Origin of the sequence: Cytobacillus gottheilii (assembly GCF_018582665.1) — a bacterium.
In the GTDB taxonomy this organism is placed as follows: domain Bacteria; phylum Bacillota; class Bacilli; order Bacillales; family Cytobacillaceae; genus Cytobacillus; species Cytobacillus gottheilii.
This window is the reverse complement of the sequence record NZ_CP071709.1, coordinates 553,456-567,178: the sequence shown is the minus strand read 5'-3', so window position 1 is coordinate 567,178 and position 13,723 is coordinate 553,456. Positions and strand designations below refer to the sequence as shown.

At 40.0% G+C, this 13,723-nt stretch carries 14 protein-coding genes; 3 read left to right on the top strand and 11 right to left on the bottom strand.

The features are described from left to right. Positions 1 to 27: 27 nt before the first annotated feature. Positions 28 to 642, top strand: a complete 615-nt coding sequence (gene plsY / locus J1899_RS02815; protein WP_214477407.1) for a glycerol-3-phosphate 1-O-acyltransferase PlsY — start codon at positions 28 to 30, stop codon at positions 640 to 642. Positions 643 to 677: 35 nt separating this feature from the next. Continuing rightward, complete coding sequence (locus J1899_RS02810; protein WP_214477405.1) at positions 678 to 1,547, top strand: GNAT family N-acetyltransferase; 870 nt, start codon at positions 678 to 680, stop codon at positions 1,545 to 1,547. 331 nt (positions 1,548 to 1,878) lie between these two features. On the opposite strand, the gene J1899_RS02805 is transcribed toward J1899_RS02810, so the two are convergent. The 3 genes from J1899_RS02805 to J1899_RS02795 all read right to left on the bottom strand — a co-directional run bounded on the left by J1899_RS02805 (position 1,879) and on the right by J1899_RS02795 (position 4,154). Further along, complete coding sequence (locus J1899_RS02805) at positions 1,879 to 2,277, bottom strand: DUF2500 domain-containing protein (RefSeq protein ID WP_214477403.1); 399 nt, start codon at positions 2,275 to 2,277, stop codon at positions 1,879 to 1,881. 377 nt (positions 2,278 to 2,654) lie between these two features. After that, complete coding sequence (locus J1899_RS02800) at positions 2,655 to 3,389, bottom strand: class I SAM-dependent methyltransferase (protein ID WP_214477402.1); 735 nt, start codon at positions 3,387 to 3,389, stop codon at positions 2,655 to 2,657. 12 nt (positions 3,390 to 3,401) lie between these two features. After that, positions 3,402 to 4,154 (bottom strand): metallophosphoesterase family protein, encoded by a 753-nt coding sequence (locus J1899_RS02795; RefSeq protein ID WP_214477400.1) that lies wholly within the window; start codon positions 4,152 to 4,154, stop codon positions 3,402 to 3,404. 149 nt (positions 4,155 to 4,303) lie between these two features. On the opposite strand from J1899_RS02795, the gene J1899_RS02790 reads away from it, so the two are divergent. Then, on the top strand, positions 4,304 to 5,236 hold the full coding sequence (locus tag J1899_RS02790; RefSeq protein ID WP_214477398.1) for a manganese-dependent inorganic pyrophosphatase: 933 nt from the start codon (positions 4,304 to 4,306) through the stop codon (positions 5,234 to 5,236). 82 nt (positions 5,237 to 5,318) lie between these two features. On the opposite strand, the gene J1899_RS02785 is transcribed toward J1899_RS02790, so the two are convergent. From J1899_RS02785 to gatC, 8 genes are all read right to left on the bottom strand, one after another. Continuing rightward, entirely contained in the window at positions 5,319 to 6,374 is a 1,056-nt protein-coding gene (locus tag J1899_RS02785) for an NAD(P)H-dependent flavin oxidoreductase (RefSeq protein ID WP_214477396.1), read from the bottom strand. Between the two features lie 94 nt (positions 6,375 to 6,468). Further along, positions 6,469 to 7,020 (bottom strand): thioredoxin family protein, encoded by a 552-nt coding sequence (locus tag J1899_RS02780; protein WP_214477395.1) that lies wholly within the window; start codon positions 7,018 to 7,020, stop codon positions 6,469 to 6,471. Between the two features lie 78 nt (positions 7,021 to 7,098). Then, a complete protein-coding gene (locus J1899_RS02775; protein ID WP_214477393.1) occupies positions 7,099 to 7,806 on the bottom strand; it encodes an ABC transporter permease in 708 nt (235 codons plus the stop codon). Further along, on the bottom strand, positions 7,803 to 8,651 hold the full coding sequence (locus tag J1899_RS02770) for an ABC transporter ATP-binding protein (protein WP_214477391.1): 849 nt from the start codon (positions 8,649 to 8,651) through the stop codon (positions 7,803 to 7,805). The genes J1899_RS02775 and J1899_RS02770 overlap by 4 nt, the downstream gene beginning before the upstream one ends. 124 nt (positions 8,652 to 8,775) lie before the next feature. Further along, positions 8,776 to 9,804, bottom strand: coding sequence for a LytTR family transcriptional regulator DNA-binding domain-containing protein (locus tag J1899_RS02765; RefSeq protein WP_246586561.1), 1,029 nt, complete (start codon positions 9,802 to 9,804; stop codon positions 8,776 to 8,778). Positions 9,805 to 10,309: 505 nt separating this feature from the next. Next, complete coding sequence (gene gatB / locus J1899_RS02760; protein ID WP_151574547.1) at positions 10,310 to 11,737, bottom strand: Asp-tRNA(Asn)/Glu-tRNA(Gln) amidotransferase subunit GatB; 1,428 nt, start codon at positions 11,735 to 11,737, stop codon at positions 10,310 to 10,312. 12 nt (positions 11,738 to 11,749) lie between these two features. Then, entirely contained in the window at positions 11,750 to 13,210 is a 1,461-nt protein-coding gene (gatA, locus tag J1899_RS02755; RefSeq protein ID WP_214477386.1) for an Asp-tRNA(Asn)/Glu-tRNA(Gln) amidotransferase subunit GatA, read from the bottom strand. A 51-nt stretch (positions 13,211 to 13,261) separates the two neighbouring features. Further along, positions 13,262 to 13,558, bottom strand: coding sequence for an Asp-tRNA(Asn)/Glu-tRNA(Gln) amidotransferase subunit GatC (gene gatC, locus J1899_RS02750; RefSeq protein WP_066450312.1), 297 nt, complete (start codon positions 13,556 to 13,558; stop codon positions 13,262 to 13,264). Positions 13,559 to 13,723: the final 165 nt, after the last annotated feature.

The window sequence follows — 13,723 nt, the reverse complement described above, 5'->3', positions numbered from 1 at the left end:
TATACAGAATTCTAGAAGGAGGCATATATGAGTTTACTATTTACATTAGCAGCTTACTTAATTGGCTCCATTCCAACCGCTTTACTCGTAGGAAAGTATTTTTTCCAGATTGATATACGGGAGCATGGCAGTAATAACCCTGGTGCAACCAATTCCATCAGAGTGCTCGGTAAAAAAGCGGGCATCGCTGTGCTGCTGATTGATATCGGAAAAGGAGCACTAGCGGCAGCTTTGCCGATTCTTTTTAATGCTGATATTGAACCGCTTTACACCGGCCTTATTGCTGTTGTTGGACATTGTTTTCCTGTTTTTGCAGGTTTCCGGGGAGGCAAAGCGATTGCCACCACTGCCGGCACCTTGCTTGTAGCAGATATTCAAATGTTCTTCATTGCCTATATTTCATTTATTGCAGTCATTTATTTTACTAAATATGTTTACTATGGCTCTCTTTCGGTTGGACTTTCACTATTAATCTATTCTTTTTTCACCCCTGACACGGAACATGTTTTTGTCTTTTCTATATTCTTTTTGCTCCTTATCTATCTGCATCGCTCTAATATTCGAAATCACCTCAACAAACAGGAGCCAAAAATCAATGACAAAAGCTTAAAGAACGATCGAATCCCGCCTAGAAAAATTTAGGCGGGTTTTTACAAAGATATAAAGGAGAGCTTCATATGGCCATTATTTACGAAAACCCTAGAGATTTGCATGAACTTGCCTCTTTTTTAGTACAGTTGAATAATATGCCTTCCAATCATATCGGCTTCTGCGGCCAAGAAAAAGAAGAAATCTACGATACACTTCACGAGCTGAATGCAGAGTCAGCGTTCGTCTGTGCGTATAAAGAACAAAAACTGATTGGTGCCATCGGTTTGGATATTTATGATTCAAACGAAGAAGCAGAGGTATGGGGACCTTTTATCCACATAGAAGAAGATAGCAGCTGGGAGCACATAGCAGAGGCATTATTTGCAAAACTAACTGCAATTCACAAACTGCATTTTTTTATAAATATAAAAAACATGAGAGCCATCCGCTGGCTAAATACTAAGCGAGCAGTAGGCAAAGGAACCTATGCCATCTTAAAAATGTCCCGTGATCAAGCAAGATTCGATGATCTCGCTATCGTTCAGCCTTTTACGCCTATTGATGAAGATGCCTTCTCACAACTGCATACCTTCATATTTCCAAATACATATTATTCTGCAGCGGACATTATTAAAAATATAAATCATCACCGGCAGCTGCTGCTGATCAAGAATTCTTCGTCACTTATTGGTTATGTATATTTTGAAGCAGATCCAAAACATGGTGAAGGCAGTATTGAATACATCGCCATCTCTCCTGCTCACCAGAAAAAAGGTTACGGCACGATGCTGATTCAAACGGCACTTCTACGTCTATTCAGTTTTCCTTCCATTACTGAGATCACCTTATGCGTTAATGAGGATAACCGTGCCGCTATTAAACTTTATGTTGCTGCAGGATTTAAATTAGATCATATACTAGAGAGTTATCAATTGATAGAGGAAGAATCCAGCTAAAATACGAGGCTGGGATATAAGTATTTAACACTCCTAGAACCGAATGGTTAGGAAATCATCTTTCTAATCATTCGGTTTTTTATGATTATAAAATATATTTTATTAGCAAGAGTGTAATGGAGCGGAGGACACTCGACTCCGGTGGGCAATAGAGGAAAAGGTGAGACCCCGCAGGAGCTTGCTCCGAGGAGGCTCAGCTTCCTCCCCACGGAAAGCGAGGGTCTGCAGCGCAATGGAACGGACTTGTTTAAATAACTAAATCAAGTTATTGAATATTCGTGTTTTAAAAAGATTAATTTCGTTTTGTCCCAGCCTCATTCTGTATAAAGATTTAACTATCCTGTGCTGATCTATTTCTCTCAAAGCCTAAATATCTTGTGCCCTGGAAGTCTAACACGCCACTATCTCCTTCAGACAACAATCCATATTCTTTACCGGAAAGGTGGAGTTCAGAACGATCTCCGCTCTCAAACTCAAATGTCACATAATATCTAGTCGATGAGCTGACATGGTGGTGATGATCATGATGATTTGCATGTCTGGATACATCAGTACGTTTTGATTTCACAACTGCCGGCACACTAAGCCTTGGTGACTGTTCATTTTTTCGCCACTGCCCTATCCCGTTAAATATGTTAAATAATATACCGCCAATAACAATAACAAAAATAATCCCAATAATGATAGGAACAATTTGAAAAATAAGATCTCCTCCATAGAATGGGTCCATCAAATGATCACTCCTTTACATTCGTATTCATTTATATACGATTAATAATTCAGAATGTTTCAAACAACAAAAAGATGTTATCTTTAATCAAGACAACACCTTTTGCCTGTATCTTTAATCAGTGACTTCAAAGCTAGCCAGTTATGACATAATAAGCAATGAATCCTGCTATTCCTCCAATACTGAGACCAAATATTCCGCCGATGATCGCCCATGTAACCTTTGCCATCGGTTGATTTTTATTCAATAGAATCCCCACCCGCTTAAGAATGTGTTACCGCTTAATACGCCAAAAAGATCTAAAATAATCCACCTTATTAATCAGAGAACCTCTTGAAATAGTACAAAAAGCAGAATAACAGCAAAGTCTTATTTGATTATTTTACACAAGAAAACAGCAAAAACAGCGGAATCCTCATTCGTCTTTCATATTCAGCTTCTTCAACAAAATTCTCTTTAAGCGGACGGGCTTCACTTAATGCGGTGATCTTAAACCCAGCTTGCTGAAGAATAGAAAAATAGTCTTCTATTGTCCGATGATATTTGACGACATGTGCACCGATCCAAGGTTCAACTCTTTTCCCTGTGTGATAGTAATCATCAACAATCCAATCAGAGCGCCGGCCACCGCCTTGCACACTTTTAGATGAGCTCGTCAGGAGCGGATGCTGTACACTAAAGATAAAGCGGCCGCCCTGCTTTAAGCATGAAAAAATCCGGTTAACTGCACTTTGCAAATCTTCAACATAGTGAAGAGCAAGCTGTGATACAACAAGATCATAGACTTCAGTATCAAAATCAAAGTCTTCTATGGACGAATGCAAAATGGTGCAGCCAGGATGATCTCCAAGTAACTCTTTTGCTTTCTGGCACATGCTTTCAGATCCATCCACGCCTGTATATGTATTCCCTTTATTTTGAAGAAGCATTTCGCCAAGCGAGGCATCCCCGCAGCCTACATCTAAAATTTTTTGATTTTCAATGTTCCCCATCATGCTTAGAAGAGCAGGCAGTTCAATCACTATATTCGGACTCTCTTTGCGATGGCGGCGTTTCATATAATTCTCAAAAAAATCTTTATGTTCATATACAGATGATCCTTTGTATTCCATATTGCTTCCCCCTTACTCTGATTTTGGTCTCCCTCGATATCTGCATTCACGCAATTCAAGTTCGTACGCCTCTAACCCTGGCAGTCCCATCTCTTTTGCAATCAGCAATTCCTTTTCAATATCATATGGCAGCCTGACAAGCTCAATCGAAAAAGGTGCAGCTTCTTTGGATTGATAGACACCATGCAGGATACAATAGGTTGCCCCTCTCATATCAAGTGAGTTTCCAACACTTCCTGCATTGAAAAGCATTCGCTGCGGATAGATCGGCTGTATAAGTGCAGCATGAATATCTCCATAGCCGACAACATCAGGAGCTGCACCGTCTTCCAGTGGAACAATCCATTCTGTATTAGCAAACATATCCTGCAGTTCCTCGATTGATGCTCCCATTGGAAATACCCGATGGTAGACGCTCTTAGCGGAAGCGTGAAATAATCTTACATATTTACCGCTCATATAAAAATCATAATGGTACGGCAAACTCCCTAAATACGCCATATCCCCTTCATCAAGCTGGTTCTGCTGCCAGACAATCTCCGAGGAGTCAATCGGCTTTCGAATAAAATCATCCCAGTTGCCAAGCACCACAACCTCACATTTTTCACGAATCAGCTCCAATACTTTTTTCGAATTCGGCCCTTTTCCAATTAGATCACCTAAGCATAGGATCGTATGAATATCTCTTATTTCTATATCGTCTAAAACCGCCTCAAGCGCCGTAAGATTACCGTGGATATCTGATATTACTGCAATTTTATCCATCGTGATCCCCCCTTTTATCCATTTCATTCTCTATACAGGAAAGCTTTTCCTTTAATTTTAGCATGCTGATTTTGATTATAAAAAATATATGTTAAAATAACGGGTAGGGCAAGTGATGCCTGATTCTTTAAATATTAAGGAGAAGAGTTATGTCAAAAGTTCTTGTATTCGGACACAAAAACCCTGACACAGACACAATTTGTTCAGCGCTTGTATATGCAGAATTAAAAAACAAACTAGGCATGAATGCCGAAGCAATCCGTTTAGGCGAAGTAAACGCAGAAACACAGTATGTTTTAAACTACTTCAACGTAGATGCACCTCGTCTAGTAACAGCTGTAGCATCTGAGGCAGAGGAAGTCATCCTTGTTGACCATAATGAGTTTCAGCAAAGTGCCAACGATATTAAAGATGTGAAAATCCTTGAGGTTATTGATCATCACCGTATCGCAAACTTTGAGACAAGCGATCCTCTATATTATCGTGCTGAGCCTGTTGGCTGTACTGCAACGATTTTGAAGAAAATCTACAAAGAAAACAGCATTGAAATTACAAAGGAAATGGCCGGTTTAATGCTATCGGCTATTATCTCAGACTCCCTGCTGTTTAAATCTCCAACATGCACTGATCAAGATGTGGCAGCAGCAAAAGAACTTGCTGAAATTGCTGGAGTTGATGCGGAAGCATATGGTCTTGAAATGTTAAAAGCTGGTGCAGACCTAAGCGATAAAACAATCGAAGACCTGCTGACAATTGATGCGAAAGAATTCCAAATGGGCAGCTATAAAACAGAAGTTGCACAAGTAAACGCTGTTGATGTAAACGACGTAATGAACCGTCAAGATGAGCTTGAAAGTGCTATTTCACTAATTGTTGAGTCTAAAAACTTAGACCTCTTCCTTTTAGTTGTAACAGACATCTTAAACAACGATTCTGTTGCACTTGCAATCGGAAACCAAAGCCCTTCCGTTGCAGAAGCATTTGGCGTAAGTCTTGAAAACAATAAAGCTGTGTTAAAAGGTGTAGTTTCCCGTAAGAAGCAGATTGTTCCACCTTTGACGAATGTATTGGCAGCGAAATAATAGTAGAAAACATCCCGTTAAATATTATGGGATGTTTTTTATGAACATATATCCATTTTCCTCACTAGAACTGTAGTTATCTTCACATTCCATCTAGCTCATTTACTAGCCTTCCCATTAATTCACTCACCGTCTGCCTCTTGGCCATTCCATAGTTACTTCCGGCCCATAGCGACATAAACTGGGCATTCCCCTGCGCAGCTGCCTTTTTTCTTACCCCTCCGGTGAGTGTGTTCTGATAAGGAAACGGTAAGGTCGGTTTTCCATTCATTTCAGCGATAAATTGATTATGAATGCCCCGTGCCAGCTTGCCTGAAAAAGCTCTCGTCAAAACAGTTTCTTCCTTTCCATTTATTAATATCTCTTTATAAGCAGATGCTGCTCCACTTTCCTCGCATGTTAAAAATGCTGTTCCGAGCTGGACTCCCTGAGCACCTGAGCCCAACACGGCCTGAATGGATTCCCCATTCATTATTCCTCCAGCTGCAATGATTGGAATACGAAGCTTCGGAACAATTTGTGCCACTAAATCATGTACAGGGATTAATTCATCTTGTTCTCCATGAAATGTTCCGCGGTGCCCTCCGGCTTCTTCTCCTTGAATAACGATTGCATCCATTCCACTAGCTTCTAGCCTTAATGCATCTTTTACAGTAGTTGCGGTCCCAATTAATACAGCAGCATTTTTCTTAAGCTCCCGAACGATCTCCTCCCCGGGAATCCCAAATGTAAAGCTAACGATCGGAACTTTTTCCTTAAGTACTACTTCAACTTGATTTTCAAACACCGACTTGCTGTTCACTTCCATCTTTCTTAATAACTGCTCCACATTTAGTTCCGACTCAATGGTTTCCAGTGCTTTCGCTGCCACTTCCATCTCTTCAAGGATAGGCATTGGGAAATTCTCCATTACAAATAAATTTACAGCAAACGGTTTGGCTGTCCGTTCTCTAACCCTATTAATCATTAGAGTGATCTCTTCCGGCTGCATATATCCTGCTCCGATTTGACCAAGACCGCCAAATTCAGAAACAGCGCCTACAAGGTGATCTGTCGTCACTCCTCCTGCCATTCCCGCCTGTAAAATGGGATAACGGATTTGGAGAAGTTCTGTCAATTGATTTCTATACCGGCTCATTGGTACAGCTCCTTATAAAGAATTATAAATTATTAACAAAACATTCAGTTAATTACAATAAGAGAAAAGACCGGGGGGGAAATCTCCCGCCAGTCTATACTAACTTTTCTATAATACTGTCAGCCACTGTGTGCCAGTGGTTCTCATCTTCTTGGTATGAAGCAGTTAAACGCTTATACATCGCCGTTTGCTCGTCCTTAAAGTGATCAGCCTCAGCATCCGGCAGCTTGCTTCTTTCAGATATAACAAGCTCTTGAAGTTTTGGAGCACGCGGTCCCCAAACAGCCACTTCTTCTCCTTCACTGTTAAGGAAAACGAAGATTGGAATGGCTCTTGATGTTCCGTTTGTTAAGTATTGATCCATTAATTCTAAGTTAGAATCTCGCAATATGAAGCGAACGTCCATGCCGATTTCCTCTGCAATCTTTAGAAGGACTGGATTATTGAGCATCGCATCTCCACACCAGTCCTCTGTTAGCACGATTGCTTTAAGCCCTTGATCTTTAACAGGCTGCAATTTTTCTTTTTCTTCTGAGGATAAAGTATATTTGCTGTAAATCCCCATCATTTCATCTTTATTCACGTTCATTCCAGCAAGATATTCTTCTGTTGTAAGTCCCTTATTAAACCACTCTTGTAAACTCATTCCCTATCGCCCCTTTGTTAATTTCATACCTATATTTTATAAGGGCGAGGGAAGAATTACAAATAGCGTGATTTTTCATTAATCCATCATTCGTTTTTTAAATGTAACGTAGGATAAGATAAATACCGCAGCAATCCATACACATATAACAGCAAGATAACTCCATATATCACCAAAGCCCGCACCAGTTTGAACTTCTTTCGCTAATTCAATCAATTGAGTATTCGGCATATATTCTGCCGCCTTCAACACCGGGAAGCGCTCTGCTAAAAGAGTTGCGTATGAGCCGAATGTGAAAAGGAAGAAAAATGGCATGATCACGACAGATGCTTCCATCACAGACTTTGTTACTAATCCTAAAATAGTTCCAAGGCCGATGTAGAAAAGAGTAGATAATGCGATCGCAACACCTACAATCACCATATTCTCTGGCTGATAATCAATGATCATAGCAGAAAATACGATAACAAGAATAGTTGTAACGAATGTCAGCAAGCTTTTACCAGCCAAGATTTCCAATGTACTAGCAGGTGAAAGCATAAGTCCGCGCAATGTATTTTTCTCTTTTTCTTCAGCAATTAAGGAACATTGAATATAGGCTCCAACAAGAGATAATGACATATTAATTACAGTGTAGACCATGTCAATGCCCATATCACCTTGCATGCCATAAAGAAAGGCCATTAATAGCGGAACAATAACGGTAAATGAAACATACATATTTTTACTAACATCTTTATAATCTTTTTGAAAAATAGCTAAAGTACGTTTTAATGAAAATGTCATGATAGCTTCCTCCCTGTAATTTCTACAAATATATCTCCAAGTGTTGGCTCGTTCGAGTTAACAGAAACAACTTTATTTTCAGACATCAATTGATACATGCGCTGTGCTCCTTTATCACCTTTCTCAAGCACCTCAATCTGCCCATTATCCAGTTCAACAGATATCGTATTATCTGCATATTGTTTGCGGAGCTGCTTAGGCGGCCCAATTAACTGGATTTTTCCTTTATTTAAAAAAGCAACGCGATCACAAAGCAATTCTGCTTCATTCATATCATGAGTTGTTAAGAAAATCGTTGTACCATTTTCTTTCAATTGATTAAGACCCCGGTAAATATGACGAGAATTGACTGGATCAAGAGCAGAAGTTGGCTCATCCAGAAAGAGCAAATCTGGTTTGTGCAAGAATGCTCTTGCCAATGTTACACGCTGTGTCATCCCTTTAGAGAGCTTCGAAACAACTTTCTTTCTCTCTTCCTTTAAATTAACCATCTCTAATACTTCGTCGATTCTGGAATGAGGTACATTGTATAATCCGCAGTATAATTTTAAATTATCGTAGATTGATAATCGTTCATATAATCCGCTGTTATCTGTCAGCACACCGATTCTTCCACGCTGAGCCGGATCCTTTAAAAGATGAGCAGGGCGACCAAACACATATGCTTCTCCATCTGTCTGCGCCATTTGAGCTGTTAAGATTTTAATAGTAGTTGTTTTACCTGAACCACTTGGACCAAGGAAACCAAATGTTTCACCTTTCTTAATTTGAAATGAAACATCCTCAAGTGCTGTTTGATTGGCAAATAATTTTGCTAACGATTGAACCTCAATGATATTTTCCATTGTCATCCTCCTGCATTTGTTTTGCTGACTCCATCATATGCCAGTCCACAGGTTCATGCAGTATATATTCAATGAAAAGAGCAATTTAGAGGTTGAATAGACCATATAAAGGGTGAATGGAGCATTATTTAAGCCCAAGCATCTCCTTTAATTCCGCCATTTTTGTTTTTGAAAGCGGAATGGATGACTGATCATGAAGGACAAGTGAATAGCTATTTCTTGTCCAGGTAATAACCTCCCGAACCTTTTGAAGGTTAACAATGTACGAACGATGGCAGCGATAAAATCCATAGGGAAGAAGTCTTTGTTCCAATTCATTTAACGTAAACATGCTTTGATACATGTCACCTTTTATGTATAGCTGTGAGCTTCCTTCACTGCTTTCAATATAATCAATCTCAGGCGGATCAAATAGAATGATCTTTTCATTCACTTTAGTTGGTATTTTTTCAAAACGGACCGGCTGTACAATTGGTTCCTCTTCGACTGCCGTATCCTCCGGTTCCATTTCCTGCTGCATAACGTCCAGCTTATGTAATCCATGTTCATCCAGCCGATAAATCGTGTTTGTAACAGCGAGAGCACTGTCCATATTACTGGTCAGCACAAAAACCGCCTTATTATTTTTTTGCAGTTCCTGCACTACCTTCATTAAAACTCGCTTTGTCTCCAGGTCAACATTTTGATCTGCTTCTTCCAATATATAAATATCTGGATTGCTTAGAAGCAACTGAGCATAATGGACTCTTCTTTTTTCTGAAAATGTCAGCTTGCTAATTCGGACATTTCTTTTTGCCTCAAGCTGGGTTAGTTGTAGAATTCCGTCTATCGGAAGTTTTGAATCGAATAATCTTTGATAAAATAAAAGGCTTTCCTTAACCGTTAGGCGCTCGTAAAGTCCATCATCAATAGACAGTATACCTACACGCTGATGATAACTCTTCCCCAACTGCTGAATACTTTTCCCATCGATAGCTATAGCCTGATCAGGAACGGGTATCTTTCTTCTTAACATTTCAAGAAGAACAGTTCTCACATTTATGCTCGTCATCAGACCAACAATTTCTCCAGATTCAATGGAAAGCTGAAAAGAGGGAAATACAATCGTATGGCCATCATGTTTTTCAATATTGTTAAATGATAAAATTGTCACGTTCCTACCGCCTTTTTCTGCTATATATCTAGTATCTTTGATCATTATACATGAATTTACCATGGGAAAACTTGTCTAATTTTGAGAATAATCATCTTTTCCTGGGAAATAAAAAGAAAACATGTCGAAATATATAGACATACTTGCGAAAAAAACACTGCTACAAAACTAAAATATTCATATTACAATATGAAAAATCCTAGCATGGAATATGGTAATAAAAAATAAGCCCGTTACATTGCGCTGCGGACCCTCGCTTTCCACGGGGAGGAAGCTGAGCCTCCTCGTCGCTGCCGCTCCTGCGGGGTCTCAGCCTTTCCTCTATTGCCCGCAGGAGTCGAGTGTCCTCCGCTCCATTTCACTCGAGTTTAGAAATATTAAATGTTTAAAAACAAACAAAAAACCGGATGATTAGAAAGATTCCTAATCATTCGGTTCTGTGGTTGTGTTAAATACTATGTCCCAGCCTCTTAAGTTAGAAGGCAAGCGCCCTCTGCTTTTCTAATTACCTTTTTTGTATTTCCTGCATTAGTAGCTTGTTTAAAAGCTGTGGGTTTGCTTGTCCTTTCGTGGCCTTCATCATTTGGCCAACAAGGAAGCCTACTGCTTTTTGTTTTCCATTTTTATAGTCCTCTATAGACTGAGGGTTATTGTCCAAAGTATCGGAAATAATCTTCAGCAGCGCAGATTCATCGGAAATTTGTACCAGACCTTTGTCTTTAACGATTTGCTGAGCCGTTCCGCCGTTCTCGACTAATTCTTTAAATACAGTTTTTGCCATTTTTGAAGAAATTGTTCCATCTTCGATCAGCTTGATCATTCCAGCAAGACCTTCTGGTGAAAGTTTTGTCTCATGAAGTTCTTTTTGTTCTGCGTTTAAGTATGCCGAAAGTTCGCCCATCACCCAGTTAGATGCTTGTTTTGCCTCTGCACCCGCTTCTACAGCACCCTCAAAGAAATCTGCCGTTTCCTTTGTAACCGTTAATACAGCAGCATCGTAAACCGGCAGGCCAAATTGCTCAATATAACGCTTTTGTCTGGCATCCGGAAGTTCTGGAATTTCAGCTTTAATTCTTTCCTTCCACTCATCATCAATATGAATGTCCAGAAGATCAGGCTCTGGGAAATAGCGATAATCATCAGATCCTTCTTTTACACGCATCAGCAATGTTGCACCTGTTGATTCATCGAACCTTCTTGTTTCCTGTTCAATTATACCGCCGCCACTTAAAACCTCTGCCTGGCGCTTTTCCTCAAACTCAAGTCCTCTGCGCACAAAGTTAAATGAGTTTAGGTTTTTCAGCTCTGTCTTCGTTCCAAACTCCTCTTGTCCAACAGGACGCAAGGATATATTAGCATCACAGCGGAGAGAGCCTTCTTCCATCTTACAATCAGACACTCCAGTGTATTGAACGATGGATTTTAATTTTTCTAAGTAGGCATATGCTTCATTTGGCGTACGGATATCCGGCTCCGATACGATTTCAATCAGCGGAGTTCCTTGACGGTTATAATCAACTAGGGAGTACCCTTTTCCATGTGTAAGCTTTCCTGCGTCCTCTTCTAAATGAATACGCGTAATCCCAATCTTCTTTTTATAGCCGTCCACTTCAATTTCGACCCAGCCATTCTCCCCAATTGGCTTATCAAACTGAGAGATTTGGTAAGCCTTCGGATTGTCTGGATAAAAATAATTCTTGCGGTCGAATTTCGTGACTGGTGCAATTTCACAGTTTAATGCCATTGCAGCCTTCATGCCATAATCGATTACTTTTTTATTCACAACAGGCAGCACACCTGGATAACCTAAGTCAATGACCGTTGTATTTGTATTTGGATCAGCACCAAAATGGTTTGGGCTTGATGAAAAAATCTTTGAGTCTGTTTTTAACTCAACGTGTACCTCTAGTCCTATGACCGTTTCAAAGTTCATGTCGTTCCCCCCTTACAATACCGGTTTTTGTTTATGATGATCTGTTTCCTGCTCAAACGCATGAGCAACACGATAAATTGTGCTTTCGTCAAAATGTTTCCCAATAATCTGCAGCCCCAGCGGCAGGCCATCATTTGATAATCCGCACGGAACTGAAATGCCTGGCACACCTGCAAGATTCACTGGAATGGTTAAAATATCATTTGCGTACATCGTTAACGGATCATCCACTTTTTCACCAAGCTTAAAGGCTGGTGTTGGTGTTGTTGGTCCAATAATGACATCATAGTTTTCAAACACTTGTTCAAAGTCTTGTTTAATTAATGTGCGCACCTTTTGTGCCTTTTTATAATAAGCATCATAATAGCCTGAGCTTAATGCAAATGTACCTAACATAATTCTGCGTTTTACTTCGTCTCCAAACCCTTCAGCTCGCGTCTTTTTGTATAGTTCTAACAGATTTTCAGGATTTTCCGTTCGATAGCCATACCGTACCCCATCAAAACGGGCTAGGTTGGCAGATGCTTCAGATGATGATAATAAATAATAGGCTGCTAATGCATATTTTGAATGAGGCAGTGAAACCTCTTCCCATGTTGCTCCTAATTTTTCAAGAACACTTAACGATTTTAAAACAGAAGCACGCACTTCTTCTGTTACACCTTCTCCTAAGTATTCCTTTGGCACAGCTATTCTCAGTCCCTTTACATCCCCAGTTAGAGCTTCCGAGAAGTTTGGCACTTCAATATTGGCTGAAGTGGAATCCATTGGATCAATTCCAGCTATCGCCTGCAGCAAGAAGGCATTGTCCTCAACATTTCTAGTAATAGGACCAATTTGATCAAGGGAAGATGCAAACGCAACAAGTCCAAAGCGAGAAACACGTCCATATGTAGGCTTTAAACCGACCACTCCACAAAAGGATGCCGGCTGTCTAATGGAACCGCCTGTGTCTGATCCCAATGAAAAAAGAACCTCTCCCGCAGCAACCGATGCAGCAGATCCACCTGAAGAACCACCGGGAACATGGTCAATATTCCATGGGTTGCGTACTGGTTTGAAGCCCGAGTTCTCGTTAGAAGAACCCATTGCAAATTCATCCATATTTAACTTTCCAACCGTCACCGTCTCAGCACTATGTAATTTATTCACAACCGTAGCATCGTAAATTGGATCAAAGTTGTCCAAAATTTTACTTGCGCAAGTTGTTCGCAAGCCTTGAGTGACAATGTTATCTTTCACACCAATTGGCATCCCAAACAGCATGCTTTTGGTTTCTCCAGCTGTTAGCTTGGCATCTAAGTCCTTTGCTTTTTGAAGCGCCTTTTCCTCATCTAATGTTAAAAAGGCCTGAACTTTTTCGTCTACCTCCGAAATTCTTTTAAAAGAATATGAAACGAGGTCAGAGACGGAAATTTCTTTTCTATGAAGCTTTTCATGCAATGCTTTTACTCCATCATCAAATAAGCTCATATGTTTCCCTCCAATTCTCTCTATCTTATATCAAGCATCGTGCAATCTCTTTTAATCTTCAGTCATAATAGGCGGTACTTTAATATAGCCATCCTGATGATCTGGGGCATTTTTCATAACCTCAGCCTGCGGCAAGCCTTGCTTTGCCACATCCTCCCGCATCACATTTTTCATATCAAGAACATGCGAAGTTGGTTCGACTCCGTCTGTATCAAGCTCATTAAGCTGCTCAGCAAAGGTAATCATCGCCTCAAGCTGATTGCGGAAAGACTCTGTTTCTTCTTCCGATAGCTGCAGTCTCGCCAAATTGGCTACATGTTTTACTTGATCTGATGAAATTCTTGTCATTTCGTGCACCTCCAAAACATTTTATTCGTATGTACATTACTATTGATCATATCAAACGTTCACGCGTTAAAGCAATATCCGCCCTTTTTGTACCTACATATTTTATCATGAAATTCCTTTTTGTTACGGACTTTTCCTGATTAATAAGGGTTGTCCAGTTAAGTG